Consider the following 15,743-nt stretch of genomic DNA (forward strand, 5'->3'; position numbering starts at 1 on the left):
TCGAAAATATCAGGTCGCAGGATCTAACTTAATTTCACCAGCATCCTGAAGCAGTTTCAGCATCACCGCAGCACCACATTGCTGGGATCGCGCAGTTGCACTGAATTTTCCATCGGCAACATATTTGCCGCGATCATAATGGTTCGAAAAACTCCATAGATATGGGGTCGGCACCCCGAGCCCACGATAGCCAAGTCCGTTATAAACCTCGAGCCGGTAGAGCGTGCGTTCAAGGCTCCAGTCATTTTGGTCGGTAAAGCCGAGCAGGCGCATGGCGTCGAGCGCACTGGATTCCCAATCGGTCGGTGGCAGCCATTTCAGCGGTCGCCCTGCCGGCACCTGCCGCGTGCGCGCCGTGAGCGGATAATCACCATTGTGCAAATGGGCGCGGAAATTGAAGCTCGCCTCCAACGCGTGTGTCACGGCAATGAAGTACCAGGGCACGCCAGTCGAGCCACCGACATTTTCATAACGGTCTCGCGACCTGCGCATCATCGCAAGATGCCAGCCGGCGCTTTCGGCAAATTGTGGCCGAAGCTGCAACGTCCGGAACAAACGGCCATATTCGCCTTTGAGGCTGGCATAATCGCGCGCGCGGCTCAACGGAACTTCGCTGCTGTCATCAGCCGGACCGGCATCAGGCACCGGGCGGGCGGGTTCAACCGGTGGCGAGGTTTCCATCCCCGGCGGCACACCCGGCTGAAAAATGATTTCCGGTGGAGGTTCAGGCTGCACGAAGAAACGGAATTTCCCGGTCGGCAATGGGGACATGTCGACACCCGAGGGATTGAGGCGCAGCAAATCGGGCAGTTCATGCTGATTGAGATGCAGTTCGGCAAGCAATTCGCCCGCCTTGTCAGCAAATGTCGGATCGATCTTTTCCGACCGATCGATCAACGCCACAAGGCGCGGCATGGCAAATCGGTAGAGCGAATCCGCAACATCGGCCAGCGATTGGCCCTTGCCCAATGCCAAGGGGGACTGGGGCAATTTTTTGGCATCCGCTTCGCGTTCGAGCGCCAGCAGGCTTTCTGCGAGGCGCAGATAGTTGAGCGGCTTTCGCGGGATCAGCTCGCTGATTTCCCGCGGCAGATCAAGACCAAGGACATTTGTGTCCTGCGCAAATATCCGGCCACCGAACAGCAGCGCCGCGCCGCCGCCTGCCGTGATGCGCAAAACATCCCTTTTGCCGAACCTGCTGACCGCCATCGACTCGCTCCTGCGGTGTGATGCTATCACTGCGGAAGAGCCGCGTCTTGTAAGCGCGGGCAGATTTTACGTTGCAATAGATGATCGCCAAGATACGGCGATCAATCGGTCAGATCGTCCCAGAATTCCTTGACCTTATCGAAAAACCCGCGCGATTGTGGGCATTCGTCGCCAGTTTCGGTCTCGCGAAATTCGCGCAACAGCTCTTTCTGTCGCCCCGAAAGCCGCGTCGGCGTTTCAACGTCAATCTGGATCACAAGGTCACCCCTGCCCCGACCTTGGAGCACCGGCATGCCGGCGCCGCGTACCCGCAGTTGCTTGCCCGACTGGATGCCTTCAGGGATCGAGACACTGTGTTTGCTGCCGTCAGGGCCTGGAATTTCAATCTCGCCACCCAGAGCCGCCACGGTAAAGCTGATCGGTGCACGGCAGAACAGGGTCGTCCCGTCGCGTTCGAACACCTTGTGCCGTCGCAGGTGGATGAAGATGTAAAGGTCACCAGCAGGTGCGCCATTGGGCCCCGCTTCGCCCTTGCCGGCAACGCGGATGCGTGTGCCTTCGTCAACGCCCGGCGGGATCGTCACGTCGATCTTTTGCCGTTCATCAATCCGGCCATCACCGCCGCATTTGCGGCAGGGGCTTTCGATCACCTCGCCACGGCCGTGGCAGGTCGGGCAGGTTCGTTCGACGACAAAGAAGCCCTGCTGCGCGCGCACCTTGCCATGGCCTGCGCATAGATTGCAGCGCCGCGTGCTGGTGCCGGGTTTTGCGCCGGTGCCTTCGCAATCACCGCATTTTGCCGCAACGTCGATTGCGATCTCGGTGGAGCGACCGTTGAAAGCATCTTCAAGGCTGATTTCCAGATCATAACGCAGGTCGGCGCCGCGCACCGGGCCACGCTGGCGGCCACCGCTAAATGCGTCGCCGAAAAAGCTCTCGAAAATGTCGGAAAAGTCGGCAAAGCCGCCGCCTTGGCCGCCACCACCACCGCCACCCATGCCACCCTGTTCAAAGGCGGCCTTGCCAAAACGGTCATAGGCGGCCCGCTTTTGCGCGTCTTTCAGCACATCATAGGCTTCATTGATCGCCTTGAAGCGTGCTTCTGCCTCTGCATTGCCCGGATTGCGATCGGGGTGATATTGCATCGCCATGCGCCGATAGGCGCTTTTTAGCTCTTTCTCGTCGCAGCCGCGCTCGACTTCGAGCAGCTCGTAATAATCGATGTCCAGACTCAAGGCCCGCTTCTCCCATAGCTCCATCCGGCGTCCCTGCAAGGGCGGAAGTCCATTGTAAACGATCCGAAACCGAACCGCAGAAAATGGATCCCGCCCCTTGCGGGACGCGCGAACTTATGGAGTGTCAGTCCTTCTTGTCTTCGTCGACTTCAGAAAATTCGGCATCGACGACATTGTCATCAGCCGGTGCTTCGTCAGTCGAAGCGGCCGACCCGCCGGCTGCCTGTTCCTGCTCATAGATGGCCTGACCCATTTTCATCGCAACCTGGGCAAGGGCGTTGGCCTTTTCCTTCATTGCTTCGGGATCACCGCCTTCAATCGCGGTCTTGGTTTCAGCCACGGCAGCTTCGATTTCAGACTTCAGACTGGCATCGATCTTGTCGCCATGTTCTTCCAGCTGCTTCTCGGTGGTGTGGACAAGGCTTTCAGCATTGTTCTTCGCCTCGGCTGCCTCACGGCGCTTCTTGTCTTCCTCGGCAAACTGCTCGGCATCACGAACCATCTGGTCGATGTCCGCATCGCTGAGTCCGCCCGACGCTTGGATCTTGATCTGCTGTTCCTTGCCGGTGCCCTTATCCTTCGCGGTCACGCTGACAAGTCCGTTGGCGTCGATATCGAAGGTCACCTCAATCTGCGGCACACCACGCGGCGCCGGCGGAATGCCGACAAGATCGAAATTGCCCAGCAGTTTGTTGTCTGCCGCCATTTCGCGCTCACCCTGGAAAACCCGGATCGTCACTGCATTCTGATTGTCATCCGCGGTCGAATAGACCTGGCTCTTCTTGGTCGGGATCGTCGTGTTACGGTCGATCATGCGCGTGAACACGCCGCCCAGCGTTTCAATACCGAGCGAAAGCGGGGTCACGTCGAGCAGCAGCACGTCCTTGACGTCGCCCTGCAACACGCCAGCCTGAATGGCAGCGCCCATGGCAACAACTTCGTCCGGGTTCACGCCAACATGCGGTTCCTTGCCGAAAAAGCTCTTCACGACTTCGCGCACCTTGGGCATGCGGGTCATACCGCCGACCATCACGACTTCATCAATATTGTCCGCCTTTAGGCCGGCATCGGCGAGCGCCTTCTTGCAGGGCTCAAGCGTGCGCTTGATCAGATCATCGACCAGCTTTTCAAGGTCGGCGCGGCTGATATTTTTCACAAGGTGCTTCGGACCATTCTGGTCTGCAGTGATGAACGGCAGGTTGACTTCGGTCGTCTGCGCCGAGGACAGCTCAATCTTTGCCTTTTCGGCAGCTTCCTTAAGGCGCTGCAGGGCAAGCTTGTCCTTGGTCAGGTCAATGCCTTCGGCCTTCTGAAAATCGGCTGCAAAGAATTCGACCAGCTTGCTGTCAAAATCTTCACCGCCAAGGAAGGTATCGCCATTGGTCGATTTCACTTCGAAAACGCCGTCGCCGACTTCGAGGATCGAGATGTCGAACGTGCCGCCGCCAAGGTCATAGACCGCGATGGTCTTATTCTCGTCCTTGTCCATGCCATAGGCCAGCGCAGCGGCTGTCGGCTCGTTGATGATGCGCAGCACTTCAAGGCCAGCAATCTGCCCGGCATCCTTGGTTGCCTGACGCTGGGCGTCGTTGAAATAGGCCGGAACGGTGATGACGGCCTGCGTCACCTTTTCGCCAAGATAGGCCTCGGCGGTTTCCTTCATCTTCTGAAGGGTAAAGGCGCTGATCTGCGAAGGCGAATAATCTTCGCCGCCGGCCTTGACCCAAGCGTCGCCATTCTTGCCCTTGACGATGTTATAAGGAACGAGCTCCATGTCCTTCTTGGTCATGGGATCATCGAAACGGCGGCCAATAAGGCGCTTCACCGCATAAATTGTGTTGTCCGGATTGGTCACCGCCTGGCGCTTGGCAGGCTGCCCGATCAGGCGCTCACCATCTTTTGCAAAGGCGACGACAGACGGCGTGGTACGCGCGCCTTCCGCATTTTCAATAACCTTGGGTTGCCCGCCTTCCATTACGGCGACGCAGCTGTTTGTCGTGCCAAGGTCGATACCGATTACTTTTGCCATTCTCTCATTACCCCGAAAATTGGATTAGCCCTGTTCTTGACCGACAGCCCTATCAGGCACCGCAGCCAAACATGCGAGGGCGATATAGGAGGCAATTTGCTTGGCACAAGCCTCTGCCATACCTACATTGAGCAAGATCAGGGCCAATGGCCCGTTTCTGAACAGAAAATGAAACAATGGAAAGGCATCAGATGCAATTGAACATGCGGAGCCGTTTGGGATTGCTGGCCATGCCGGTTCTTGCTGCCATGCTGGCAAGCTGCGGGCCGACGCCGCAATTGCGCGTGCATGATGCGGTGATCAAGTTGAACCCCGTTGATAGCAATCCTTCAGCCATGTACTTCACCGTGCTTGGTGGCCCCAAGGAAATCTATCTGCTCTCAGTCAGTTCGACATCGGTCATCCGCACCGAAATGCACGAAAGCGCGATTGACCCGAAAACCGGCGCAATGACGATGAACAAGCTTGATCGGGTCAAAGTCCCGGTTGACGGAAAGGTCAAATTCAAGCGCGGCGGCAAGCATGTGATGGTTTGGGGCGTCAATATGGTCGGCCGCCGATTGGGCGAGGTTGAGGCACAGTTCCTGTTTTCGAACAATGAACGCATCCTGGTAAAGGCGCGCGTTGAGGAAATGGACGGCAGCGAACCCGACGAAAAGACCGGCAAGACCAGCGCGCCTGCAAAACCAGAAGCGCCCAAGGGCGATCATGGGGAGCATAGCGGCCACTGATGTTCGGGGCGCATCCTTCGGGGCGCAGCATGACCGGCCGGGAGGTTGCACTTGCCCGGTCGATTTTCGGCGACGCCATCGATTATGAACGGGTGCGCATCCACAACCGCAAATGGTGGTGGTTCCAGCCGCCTCGAATCACCATGGCGCCCGACGGGCATCTTTGGTTCCATCCCAAGAATGATTTGTTCTGCGACGATTTCTGCGATCGCGACTTATCACTGCAAGGGTTGTTCATCCACGAGCTCGTGCATGTATGGCAGCATCAGACCGGCATATTCCTGCCACTGAAACGGCACCCTTTCTGCCGCTATGATTATAGCCTGAAGCCGGGATGGAAGCTGCAACGCTATGGCATTGAGCAGCAGGCGGAAATCGTGCGGCACATGTTTCTGTTGCGCAATGGTGCAAAGATACCGGGGGCACCTCCCCTCAGCCAATATGAGGGAGTTCTACCCTTTTGAGGAAATCAGCCCAAGCCGGTGGCGCAGCAGCCAACGGCTGAGCATCATCAGTGCAACAATGCCCAAGCCGGTCGCAAGCCCCGTCCAGATTCCGACCCCGCCCCAGCCCGCGCGAAAGGCAAGCCAGGCGCCCACGCCGATACCGACCACCCAATAACCGAACGCGGCAAAGGCCATCGGCCAGCGCGTATCGTGCAACCCGCGCAGCATGCCTGCACCCACCACCTGTGCGCCGTCGGCAATCTGAAACAACGCGGCGATTGCGAGGAAACTGATCGCCAGTTTGACCACCTCGGCATTTTGCGGGGCGTTTGCATCAATAAAAATGGAAACCAGCAGATCGGGCAAGGTCCAGATCAATAGCGCCATCATCGCCATAAAGGCAGTGCCCATGACATAACTTGTCCACCCCGCGCGCCGGACCATGGCGGGGTCTTTGCGGCCATAACCGATGCCAACCCGCACCGTTGCCGCCTGTGCAAGCCCCATGGGCACCATGAAGGTCACGCTCGCAATCTGCAGCGCGATTGCATGTGCAGCGACCGACACCGTGTCGATCAGCCCCATCAGCATAACTGCAACGCCAAAAACTGCGCCCTCCAAGCCCATGGTGATCCCGATCGGCACGCCGAGCCAAAGCAAGGCGCGGAAGCGCGGCCAATCGGCGCGCCACCAGCGACCGAAAAGACGATAACGGCGAAATTTGGGGTGCAGACTGATAACGGCGACCATGCCGACAAACATGAAACTATTGGCAAGAATACTGCCAACGCCCGCGCCCACAATCCCCAGTGCGGGAAGGCCCAGCTTCCCGAAAATCAGCACATAGTTGAAGCCCGCATTGGCAAAGACGCCAGCAACGCCGATGATCAGCGACCATTGCGGCCGTTCAAGCGCGGAGAGGAAATTGCGCGTCACGATCAGCCACATGAAGGGCAGGATCGACCACATATAGGCCCGAACATAGGTCTGCGCCTTATCTGCAAGCTCGGCCTGTTGGCCGACGGCAAGCAGGATAGCCTCAGTCTGCCATAGAAACGCCCAGACAGGGACCATGATCGCAAGCGCCAGCCACAGTCCCTGACGAAATGTACGACGTATATCGCGGACGCTATGCGTTTTGCGTCCCCTTTCGCTCGCCATCATCGGCGAGGTAGCGGTGAGCACACCCATCGCAAAAATTGCGCAGATCATGCTGAGATTGAAGCCGAGCGAGGCAGCGGCAAGTTCAGTGGGCCCCAGCCAGCCGACCATCACCACATCGGTCGCGCCGATCATCGTCATGGCCAGATTGGTAAGCACCAGCGGCCATGCCAGCGCCGCCGTAGCGCGCAGTTCGTCTTGCCATTCAGGTTTCAGCATAGCGATCACGCGCGCGGGCTTGCGCGAAGGGCAGGAAAAGCGCAACAGACATCTTTTTTCATGAGGATTCCAGATTGACTGCGCCGAAACGTATTCAAGAAAATCTGACCGCAGGGCTCGAACGCAGGCTGCTCAACTGGATATGTCAGCGACTACCGCTCTGGTGGACGCCCGACAGGCTTACCGCGATTGGCTTTTTCGGCGCGGTTTTGATTGCCGTGGGCTATACGGCAAGCAATTGGGGCCGTGACTGGCTTTGGCTGTCGGTCTTTGGATATTGGCTTAACTGGTTCGGCGATTCACTCGACGGCAGCGTGGCGCGCTATCGCAAGATCGAGCGGCCCAATTATGGCTATTTCATCGACCACAGCCTTGATGCGCTTGCCAACACCGTTTTCATCATCGGCATGGGCCTTAGCCCCTATATGCGAATGGACACGGCGCTATTCGGCCTCGCCGGCTATCTGTTGCTATCAATCCATACCTTCATCTCGGCGAAGGTCTTCGGGGTGATGAATCTCACTTATTTGGGCGGCGGCCCCACCGAAGTGCGGATGATGCTGATCGTGCTGACCATTTTCATGTATCTTGTGGGGCCAGAGGCCAGCATTCACTGGCCGGTCGCAGGGCAGCTTTTCTCGCCTTTCGACATCTTTGCCGTCGTGCTGGGCACAATATTGATCGGAATTTTCGTGTTTCACACGACCAGATGGGGACGGGAGCTTTTCCGCAAGGGGCAATGATGCCCCTTGCGAGTTAAGGCGGCTATTCCGGCTTTTTGGCCACGCCGACCATGGCTGGGCGCAGCAGGCGATCCTTAATCATATATCCCGCCTGCATTTCGGCGACCACGGTCCCCGGCTCGGCATCTGCGGTCGGGATCTCGACCATCGCTTGATGCTGGTTAGGATCAAGTGGGAGGCCCATTGCCGCGATGCGGCTGATGCCATGCTTTGCAAAAATGCTTTCCATCTCCCGGCCGGTCGCTTCAAGCCCGGTGACCAGCGGCTTCATCTTTTCGTCTTCGCGCATTTCGGCAGGGATCGCTTCCAAAGCACGCGTCAGATTGTCGGACACGGAGAGAATGTCGCGGGCAAATGCGGTCGCGGCATAAGCGCGCGCATCTGCCGCTTCCTTTTCCATGCGGCGGCGCACATTCTGCACTTCGGCCTGCGCATAAAGCACATCCTGACGCGCCGTTTCCAGTTCAGCCGCAAGCTTGTTCATATGTTCCGCAGCGCTGTCTGCGGCGCTGTCCTCAGCCTTTAAATGCTCCGGCACGCCATCAAGTTCCTTCTCGGCAGCTGCGTCACTGGTATTTTTGTCGTTCATAAAAGCCCCGAATAACTGTGTGTAGGCGCATATAGGCGCTTGCCACCATTCATCAAGCGCGGGTTACTTCATCAACCGGCCCAAAGCCTGCGCAGTAAAATCGACCATCGGCACGATCCGCGCATAATTGAGGCGGGTCGGGCCGATCACACCCACGACCCCCACAATCTTTCCGCCCTGATCGCGATAAGGTGCCGCAATCACCGACGACCCCGAAAGCGAAAACAAGTTGTTTTCCGATCCGATGAAGATGCGTGTCGCCTCTGCTTCGCGTGCACCGTCGATCAGCCGGGCGATTTCCTCTGTATTTTCAAGCTCGTCGAGCAACTGGCGAACACGATCAAGATCGGCCGCCGCGATATCATCCAGCAGGTTCGATTGCCCGCGCACAATCAAGACCGGTCGGTCATTGGCATCGAGTGACCAGACAGCCAACCCTTTGCGCACAAGATCGGCACTTGCCTGATCGAGCGCCGCTTTTTGCCCGCGAATTTCCGCATCGAGCCGCGCCAGCGCGTCTGACAAGGTCAAACCGGAAAGCCGCGCGCTGATATAGTTGCCCGCCTCGACAAGCGCGCCGTCGCTGACAGACGCTGCAATCTCCACCAGCCGGTTTTCGACGGTACCATCAGTGCCAACCATGATCGCCAATGCCTGGCGGCCCGACAGCCGGGCAAAACTGAACTGCTTCAGCACCGCCTCCCGCTTGGGCACCAAGACCACCCCCGCACAGGCAGAAAGGCCAGATAGCGCCGCTGTCGCCGCCGCCAACGCGCTTTCTATTGGCCCATTGCCTTCCAACCGCGATTCGATCGCGCGCCGTTCTTCGGCAGTCGGCTCGGCTGCGTGCATCATGCCATCGACGAATAGTCGCAGACCGCTCTCGGTTGGCATTCGCCCGGCACTGGTGTGCGGCGCGGCCAAGAGGCCTGCTTCTTCAAGATCCTGCATCACATTGCGGATCGATGCCGGCGAGAGGTTAAGGCCGCTGACCTTGGACAGCGTGCGCGAGCCGACCGGCGCGCCCGATTCCAGATAGCTTTCAACGACGATGCGAAAGATCGTGCGCGTGCGATCATTGAGTTCGGTGATAGGCGGATTGTTCACACCCCAATAGTTAGCGAGCCTGCTATGCAAAGCAAGGCCGCCAAGCTATGGCGCGGTCAAACCCCTTATCAGGAGATCAAAATGCGTCCTTCAGGCCGCGCGCCAGACGAAATGCGCGCCATTACAATCGAGACCGGTTTCACCAAACATGCCGAAGGAAGCGTGCTGATCGGATTTGGGGACACACGTGTGCTTGTGACCGCGAGTGTTGAAGACCGGATCCCGCCATGGCTGCGCGGCAAGGGTGAAGGCTGGGTCACTGCCGAATATTCGATGCTGCCCCGCGCCACACATACCCGTGGAAGCCGCGAAGCGGCCAAGGGCAAACAATCGGGCCGGACGCAGGAAATCCAACGACTGATCGGGCGCAGCCTTCGCGCAGTCGTTGACCTAAAGAAGTTGGGCGAATTCCAGATCACACTCGACTGCGACGTGTTGCAGGCCGATGGCGGCACCCGCACGGCGGCAATTTCGGGCGCATGGATCGCATTGCGTCTGGCCGTGAACAAGCTGATGGCTGAGGGGAAGGTCAAGGAAGATCCGATCACCGGCCGCGTCGCTGCCGTGAGTTGCGGCATCCATCAGGGCACGCCGGTGCTCGACCTCGATTATATCGAGGACTCATCTGCAGACGCCGACGCCAATTTCGTGCTGATCGAGGGCGGGAAAATCGCCGAAGCGCAAGCAACCGCCGAAGGTGCGCCTTATGATGAGGAAGCCCTGCTGCGCCTGCTTCGCCTTGCCCGCATGGGCTGCGACCGGATCTTTACTGCTCAGGAAGAAGCGGTGAAGTGACCCACCGAAAGCTCGCCCCCGGCAAGCTGGTCATCGCCAGCCATAATGCAGGCAAGGTCCGTGAAATCCGCGCGCTGCTCGAGCCCTTTGGCATCGAGCCTGTTTCGGCGGGCGACCTTGGCCTGCCCGAACCGGAGGAAACGGGCACGACCTTTGCCGAAAATGCCCTGTTAAAGGCGCATGCCTCGGCCAAAGGATCGGGCCTGCCCGCTCTTGCCGACGACAGCGGGCTGTGCGTTGCTGCATTAGCTGGCGCGCCCGGCGTTTACACTGCCGACTGGTCCGAAAAGCAGTGGTTCGAGGCGCAGGCATTGGGCGGGCCGGGCCGCGACTGGTATCTTGCCATGGGCAAGGTCGAAGGCAAACTCGCCGAACAGGGCCCTGATGTTGATCGCAGCGGCTATTTCATCTGCACGCTCGCGCTCGTCTGGCCAGACGGGCATGAGGAAGTCTTTGAAGGCCGCGTCCATGGCACGCTTGCCTGGCCGCCACGCGGGACCCTCGGCTTCGGCTATGATCCGGTGTTTGTGCCCTTGGGCCGCGACCAGACCTTCGCCGAAATCGACCCGACAGAAAAACATGCGATGAGCCATAGGGCGGACGCATTCCGCAAACTGGTTGAGGCGCTGTTTTGAGCGATAGCCTCGCCCTCTATATCCATTGGCCCTTCTGCGTTTCCAAATGCCCCTATTGCGACTTTAACAGCCATGTCCGCGACACGGTCGACCAGCAGGCGTGGGCAGCGGCGCTTCTTGCCGATCTGGCCCATGAGGCGCGGCTGACAGAAGGCCGTAAGCTCGGGTCGATCTTTTTCGGCGGCGGCACGCCCTCACTGATGCCGCCCGCAACAGCAGCTGCTTTGATCAGCGCGGCCGAGGCGCATTGGGGCTTTGCCAACGATATTGAAATCACACTCGAGGCCAATCCATCGTCGGTCGAAGCAGCCCGTTTTGCAGAGCTATCCGCCGCCGGGGTCAACCGGGTATCGCTCGGTCTGCAGGCGCTCGATGACGAAATATTGGGCTTTCTGGGACGTGCACACCGCGTCGATGAAAGTCTAGCCGCGCTCGAGACAGCACAGTGCCATTTCGAACGAGTCAGCATCGACCTGATTTATGCGCGTCCGAACCAGACTGCGGACCAATGGCAGGGCGAACTGGCCCGCGCCATCGGATTTGGCACAACGCATATGTCGCTTTATCAGCTAACCATCGAAGCCGGCACACGGTTCGCCACCGATGTCGCCAAGCAGCAATGGCAGCCATTGGACGACGATCTAGCTGCCGATCTTTATGTGATGACGCAGGAAATGACGGCGTCGGCTGGCCTACCGGCTTATGAAATCAGCAACCATGCTGCACCCGGCCATGAAAGCCGGCACAACCTCGCTTACTGGCGCTATCAGGATTATGCAGGCGTCGGCCCCGGCGCACATGGCAGGCGCGGCGGGATGGCGACGATGCGCCACAAAAAGCCCGAAAACTTCCTAAGCGCCGTGGCGCGTAACGATCATGGCCTCAAAAGCGAGGATGCGCTCGATCGTGAAACGCAAGCCATGGAAGCACTGCTGATGGGCCTACGCTTGGGTGAGGGTGTGGATATCTCAGCATTAAGTGCCCGATTCTCAATCGACTCCGGCGACCTGCTCGATTGGAAGGCTGTGGATAAATTGGAGGTCCTTGGATTTGTCCACAGGGCCGGCCGGCACGTCTCGGTCACGTCCAAAGGCTTTCCGCTGCTCGATGCGATCCTGCCACAGATCGTGGCGATTGAGCCGGCGCCCGAGGCCTGATAGCATCCCGCCCCATGGCCGATGCAATGATCGCCGAATATCGCAGCTGGCTTGCTGACAATCGCAGGCGGTCGGCGCATAGCGTGCGCGCCTATGTCGCAACGGCGGAGCGCATGTGCAACTTTCTTTCCGAGCATCTGGGCCAGGCCATCGACCGCCCTGCCCTGGCAAAGCTGACCGCAGCCGATCTGCGCGCATTCCTTGCGGCGCGGCGCGGGGACGGTCTGGCCAACCGGTCGACCGCGCGTGAATTGTCCGCCGTGCGCAATTTCCTGCGCTTTGCATTGGGCGATGATGCAGCCATTCCCGCAATGAAAGGCCCGCGCGTGCAGCGCAGCCTGCCGCGCCCGGTCGATCCAGAAACCGTGCTCGCGCTCGCCGGCGATGCAGCGGACAGCTCGCTTCAGGGCTGGATAGGTGCCCGCGACTGGGCGGTCCTACTGTTGCTTTATGGCTGCGGGCTGCGTGTCAGCGAGGCGACCGGCCTGACTGGCGACGTGCTGCCTCTAGGCCAGACACTGCGCGTAACTGGAAAGCGGAACAAGACGCGCATCGTTCCCTTGCTTGATAATGTCCGCGCCGCCATCGAGGGCTATCTGGCCGTCTGCCCCTATCCAACGGCGAAGGGCGAACCGCTGTTTCGCGGTGCGCGCGGCGGACCGCTTTCCCCTGCGCTCATCCGCCGCACGGTACAAGGCGCGCGCCACCGGTTGGGCCTTTCGGAGCGAACGACACCGCATGCGCTGCGCCACAGTTTTGCAACGCACTTGCTGGCCGGCGGTGCCGACCTGCGATCGTTGCAGGAACTGCTGGGTCATGCCAGCCTATCGTCCACGCAGGTCTATACGGCAGTCGATACGGCTATGCTTCTGGATGAGTATCTGAATTCGCATCCGCGGGCGCAATAGCGCCCCGTTTCGGCTTCCAGCTTAGCAATCGCCAGATGTAAGTGCCGATAATCGCGACTATCACCAGCGTCGACAATGGCCCCAGCCATTTTTCGACATCTGCAAACTGGCTGCCAAGGAAATAACCCGCGCCGGCCAGCGCCGCACTCCAGCCCGCCGTCCCTATAGTAGAAAATATCAGGAAACGGCGCAGTGACATTTGAAACAGCCCGGCAGGGATTGAGATCAACGAGCGAAGCGTGGGGATCATGCGGGCGACAAGCACGATGATCGATCCATGTTTGCGGAACAGCGCATGGCCGCGCTCAACCTCTTCCCAGTCAAGCGTCAGCCAACGACTGTACCGGTCGATGAAGATATTCATCCGCTTTTCGCCGAACTTGATCGCCAACCAATACCAGAACCAGTTGCCAAGCATGGCACCTGCAGTTCCCGCCGCAATTGTCCCTGCCAAGGTCATATGGCCACGCGATGCCGAAACGCCTGCCACCGTCATGATCACTTCAGACGGCACCGGAGGAAACACGGTTTCGATGAGCATCAGCATTGCGACGCCCCAGTAACCGGCCCATTCGACCAGCCGGATAATCCAGTCTTCCATCTATCTTATCTCTTCAGTCTGCGCTCGATCGCGTCCCAGATCTGCGACGGCGTATCGGTGCCGTTGAAACGGTCGATAGCAACGATCCCAGTGGGCGAGGTCACGTTGATTTCTGTGAGCCATTCGCCCCCGATCACGTCGATACCCACGAATATCAGGCCCAGTTCCTTTAGGCGCGGGCCCATTGCGGCACAGATTTCCTGTTCGCGCGGCGTAAGCTCGGTCGCCTCGGCGCTGCCGCCTACGGCAAGATTGCTGCGAAATTCACCCTCGCCCGGGCGGCGGTTAATCGCACCTGCGACCTCGCCATCAATCAGCACAATGCGCTTATCGCCTTTTGCTACATCGGGAAGGAAAGGCTGCACCATATGCGGTTCGGGCCAGGTGGTGTTGAACACTTCAAACAGCGCGCCCAGATTGTCACCCTCTGCCGGCACACGGAAAATCGCCTTGCCGCCATTGCCGTGCAGCGGTTTGACCACGACGGCTCCATGCATTTTCTGGAATTCGCGCACCTCGTCGGCCGAACGGGTGATCAGCGTCGGCGGCATGAAGCGGCGATAATCGAGCACCATCACCTTTTCAGGCGCGTTGCGAACACTGACCGGATTGTTGACGACCAGCGTTTCATGCTCGATCCGTTCGAGAAGGTGCGTCGCAGTGATATAACCGACATGGAATGGCGGATCCTGCCGCATCAGCACCACATCGACATCGCGGCCCAGATCGATCTTTTGCGCCTCACCAAAGCGATAATGCGCGCCGGCAACGCGTTGCAGATCATGCACCGGATGCGCGACGGCGCTCAATCGGTCATCGGCATCAAGGCTCAACGTTCCTACATCATAATGCCAGATGGAATAACCGCGCGACTGGGCAGAAAGCATCAATGCAAAGCTGCTGTCACCATGGATATTGATACCGTCCATCGGGTCCATCTGGACGGCGACGCGCAATGTCATGTTGGGCCCTCTTCTCTCTTATCCATGCCAGACGTTGACCAGATGGTGCGGCAAACGCCAAGGTGCAACCAATATCACGTCAATCCGCATATTTTCCGCACCCTTTGCATAGCGCGGAAGCAATTGTTCGGCCGCCGCCGCAACCCGCCGCAGCCGCCATCCGTCGATCGCCGTGGCAAGATCCGCATCACTCACCCGGGTTTTCACCTCGATAAAGGCAATAGTGCTTCCGCGTCGCGCGACCAGATCAACCTCGCCCCATGGGGTTTTCAGCCTTTGCCCGACAATCCGCCAGCCCTGCAAGCGCAGCCACCACGCCGCAACCATTTCTCCGTGGCGTCCGCGCTTCTCGGCTAGCTCGCGCCGGTTGCTCAATTTTTGGCCTTGATTGCCATGGCCCGGTCATACACCTCCGCCCGGTCCAGCCCGAACCGTTTGGCAACCTCCTTCGCGGCCTTGGCAGGCGGCAGCGTTTCAAGCGCGAGAGCGAGGGCGGCGTCAAAATCGCCCTCTTCGGTTTGTGCCTCTTGCGGTGGGCCAACGATCACGACAATTTCGCCCTTGGGTTCAGCTTCGACATAGCGCGCGGCAAGCTCGTCGAGCGGGCCGGTCACGACTTCCTCAAACTTCTTGGTCAGTTCGCGGGCGACGGCTGCGTCGCGATTGCCCAGCCCATCATGCAGTGCCGCCAACGTCACGGCGAGGCGCGGGCCGCTTTCGTAGAAGAGCAGCGTAGATTTTACAGCTGCCAATTCGGCAATCGCATCGCTGCGCGCCTTTGCCTTGTTCGGCAAAAATCCCGCAAACAAGAAACGGTCGGTCGGCAGCCCGCTGATCGACAGCGCTGCGATGGCGGCGCTTGGCCCGGGGGCGGTGGAAACCGGAATGCCAGCCTCGCGTGCGGCGCGCACCAGCTTGTATCCGGGGTCGGAAATCAGCGGCGTTCCGGCGTCGGACACCAGCACAACTATCCCGTTGCGCGCAGCAGCCAACAGGTCTTCGCGATCATTCTCGCTGCTATGATCATGATAGGGCCGCATGCGTTTCTTGAGGCCCAGATGGTGCAGCAATTTGCCGGTGACGCGGCTATCTTCAACCGCGACCAGATCTGCCGCGCGCAGCAGATTGATGGCCCTTTGTGATATATCTGCCAGATTGCCGATAGGGGTAGCGACGATATAAAGCCCCGAATCGAATGATTTTGTGGCCATTTCTG

The 15,743-nt window shown here is 59.2% G+C and carries 17 protein-coding genes; 7 read left to right on the forward strand and 10 right to left on the reverse strand.

What is annotated here, in order from left to right; genetic code table 11:
* Positions 1 to 9 precede the first annotated feature (9 nt).
* The 3 genes from RSE16_13615 to dnaK form a co-directional block, all read right to left on the reverse strand.
* Entirely contained in the window at positions 10 to 1,209 is a 1,200-nt protein-coding gene (locus RSE16_13615; GenBank protein ID WRH75724.1) for a hypothetical protein, read from the reverse strand.
* Between the two features lie 101 nt (positions 1,210 to 1,310).
* Positions 1,311 to 2,444, reverse strand: coding sequence for a molecular chaperone DnaJ (dnaJ, locus tag RSE16_13620; protein ID WRH75725.1), 1,134 nt, complete (start codon positions 2,442 to 2,444; stop codon positions 1,311 to 1,313).
* Positions 2,445 to 2,568: 124 nt separating this feature from the next.
* Positions 2,569 to 4,473: a molecular chaperone DnaK gene (gene dnaK, locus RSE16_13625; protein WRH75726.1), complete on the reverse strand. Its 1,905-nt coding sequence runs from the start codon at positions 4,471 to 4,473 to the stop codon at positions 2,569 to 2,571.
* 191 nt (positions 4,474 to 4,664) lie between these two features.
* Here dnaK and RSE16_13630 point away from each other — a divergent pair, with 191 nt between their 5' ends.
* Entirely contained in the window at positions 4,665 to 5,204 is a 540-nt protein-coding gene (locus tag RSE16_13630) for a copper chaperone PCu(A)C (protein ID WRH75727.1), read from the forward strand.
* Positions 5,204 to 5,668, forward strand: coding sequence for a vgr related protein (locus tag RSE16_13635; protein ID WRH75728.1), 465 nt, complete (start codon positions 5,204 to 5,206; stop codon positions 5,666 to 5,668). The genes RSE16_13630 and RSE16_13635 overlap by 1 nt, the downstream gene beginning before the upstream one ends.
* Here RSE16_13635 and RSE16_13640 read toward each other — a convergent pair.
* Positions 5,657 to 7,075 (reverse strand): MATE family efflux transporter, encoded by a 1,419-nt coding sequence (locus RSE16_13640; GenBank protein ID WRH75729.1) that lies wholly within the window; start codon positions 7,073 to 7,075, stop codon positions 5,657 to 5,659. The two genes, RSE16_13635 and RSE16_13640, sit on opposite strands and share 12 nt — an antisense overlap.
* 29 nt (positions 7,076 to 7,104) lie before the next feature.
* On the opposite strand from RSE16_13640, the gene RSE16_13645 reads away from it, so the two are divergent.
* The gene (locus RSE16_13645) at positions 7,105 to 7,773 is read left to right on the forward strand and encodes a CDP-alcohol phosphatidyltransferase family protein (protein ID WRH75730.1); all 669 of its coding nucleotides are present in this window, start codon (positions 7,105 to 7,107) and stop codon (positions 7,771 to 7,773) included.
* A gap of 22 nt (positions 7,774 to 7,795) precedes the next feature.
* Here the strand turns inward: RSE16_13645 and grpE are convergent, their stop codons facing one another.
* Together grpE and hrcA are read right to left on the reverse strand one after the other, a co-directional pair.
* Entirely contained in the window at positions 7,796 to 8,362 is a 567-nt protein-coding gene (gene grpE / locus RSE16_13650; GenBank protein ID WRH75731.1) for a nucleotide exchange factor GrpE, read from the reverse strand.
* Positions 8,363 to 8,425: 63 nt separating this feature from the next.
* The gene (gene hrcA / locus RSE16_13655) at positions 8,426 to 9,469 is read right to left on the reverse strand and encodes a heat-inducible transcriptional repressor HrcA (GenBank protein ID WRH77367.1); all 1,044 of its coding nucleotides are present in this window, start codon (positions 9,467 to 9,469) and stop codon (positions 8,426 to 8,428) included.
* Positions 9,470 to 9,550: 81 nt separating this feature from the next.
* Here hrcA and rph point away from each other — a divergent pair, with 81 nt between their 5' ends.
* The 4 genes from rph to RSE16_13675 are packed head-to-tail and all read left to right on the forward strand — an operon-like array spanning position 9,551 to position 12,964.
* The gene (gene rph / locus RSE16_13660; GenBank protein ID WRH75732.1) at positions 9,551 to 10,264 is read left to right on the forward strand and encodes a ribonuclease PH; all 714 of its coding nucleotides are present in this window, start codon (positions 9,551 to 9,553) and stop codon (positions 10,262 to 10,264) included.
* Positions 10,261 to 10,899, forward strand: coding sequence for an RdgB/HAM1 family non-canonical purine NTP pyrophosphatase (gene rdgB / locus RSE16_13665; protein WRH75733.1), 639 nt, complete (start codon positions 10,261 to 10,263; stop codon positions 10,897 to 10,899). The genes rph and rdgB overlap by 4 nt, the downstream gene beginning before the upstream one ends.
* Positions 10,896 to 12,056 (forward strand): radical SAM family heme chaperone HemW, encoded by a 1,161-nt coding sequence (gene hemW / locus RSE16_13670; GenBank protein WRH75734.1) that lies wholly within the window; start codon positions 10,896 to 10,898, stop codon positions 12,054 to 12,056. The genes rdgB and hemW overlap by 4 nt, the downstream gene beginning before the upstream one ends.
* A 14-nt stretch (positions 12,057 to 12,070) precedes the next feature.
* On the forward strand, positions 12,071 to 12,964 hold the full coding sequence (locus RSE16_13675; GenBank protein WRH75735.1) for a tyrosine recombinase XerC: 894 nt from the start codon (positions 12,071 to 12,073) through the stop codon (positions 12,962 to 12,964).
* Here RSE16_13675 and RSE16_13680 read toward each other — a convergent pair.
* Genes RSE16_13680 through rsmI form a run of 4 tightly spaced genes read right to left on the reverse strand, consistent with a single transcriptional unit; the run spans position 12,918 to position 15,738 of the window.
* On the reverse strand, positions 12,918 to 13,565 hold the full coding sequence (locus tag RSE16_13680) for a DedA family protein (protein WRH75736.1): 648 nt from the start codon (positions 13,563 to 13,565) through the stop codon (positions 12,918 to 12,920). The genes RSE16_13675 and RSE16_13680 overlap by 47 nt on opposite strands.
* Before the next feature lie 5 nt (positions 13,566 to 13,570).
* Positions 13,571 to 14,527: a glutathione synthase gene (gene gshB / locus RSE16_13685; GenBank protein WRH75737.1), complete on the reverse strand. Its 957-nt coding sequence runs from the start codon at positions 14,525 to 14,527 to the stop codon at positions 13,571 to 13,573.
* A gap of 18 nt (positions 14,528 to 14,545) precedes the next feature.
* A complete protein-coding gene (locus tag RSE16_13690; GenBank protein WRH77368.1) occupies positions 14,546 to 14,854 on the reverse strand; it encodes a YraN family protein in 309 nt (102 codons plus the stop codon).
* 44 nt (positions 14,855 to 14,898) lie between these two features.
* On the reverse strand, positions 14,899 to 15,738 hold the full coding sequence (gene rsmI / locus RSE16_13695; protein ID WRH75738.1) for a 16S rRNA (cytidine(1402)-2'-O)-methyltransferase: 840 nt from the start codon (positions 15,736 to 15,738) through the stop codon (positions 14,899 to 14,901).
* Positions 15,739 to 15,743: the final 5 nt, after the last annotated feature.

This window comes from Sphingobium sp. (assembly GCA_035196065.1).
GTDB classification, from domain to species: domain Bacteria; phylum Pseudomonadota; class Alphaproteobacteria; order Sphingomonadales; family Sphingomonadaceae; genus Sphingorhabdus_B; species Sphingorhabdus_B rara.

Bases quoted from the DNA above. Each gene is read 5' to 3' on its own strand.
- RSE16_13680 (WRH75736.1), bottom strand. From the start codon at position 13,565: ATGGAAGACTGGATTATCCGGCTGGTCGAATGGGCCGGTTACTGGGGC.
- rsmI (WRH75738.1), bottom strand. From the start codon at position 15,738: ATGGCCACAAAATCATTCGATTCGGGGCTTTATATCGTCGCTACCCCT.
- dnaK (WRH75726.1), bottom strand. From the start codon at position 4,473: ATGGCAAAAGTAATCGGTATCGACCTTGGCACGACAAACAGCTGCGTC.
- RSE16_13635 (WRH75728.1), top strand. From the start codon at position 5,204: ATGTTCGGGGCGCATCCTTCGGGGCGCAGCATGACCGGCCGGGAGGTT.
- RSE16_13615 (WRH75724.1), bottom strand. From the start codon at position 1,209: ATGGCGGTCAGCAGGTTCGGCAAAAGGGATGTTTTGCGCATCACGGCA.
- RSE16_13690 (WRH77368.1), bottom strand. From the start codon at position 14,854: ATGGTTGCGGCGTGGTGGCTGCGCTTGCAGGGCTGGCGGATTGTCGGG.
- gshB (WRH75737.1), bottom strand. From the start codon at position 14,527: ATGACATTGCGCGTCGCCGTCCAGATGGACCCGATGGACGGTATCAAT.
- grpE (WRH75731.1), bottom strand. From the start codon at position 8,362: ATGAACGACAAAAATACCAGTGACGCAGCTGCCGAGAAGGAACTTGAT.
- RSE16_13675 (WRH75735.1), top strand. From the start codon at position 12,071: ATGGCCGATGCAATGATCGCCGAATATCGCAGCTGGCTTGCTGACAAT.
- RSE16_13630 (WRH75727.1), top strand. From the start codon at position 4,665: ATGCAATTGAACATGCGGAGCCGTTTGGGATTGCTGGCCATGCCGGTT.
- rph (WRH75732.1), top strand. From the start codon at position 9,551: ATGCGTCCTTCAGGCCGCGCGCCAGACGAAATGCGCGCCATTACAATC.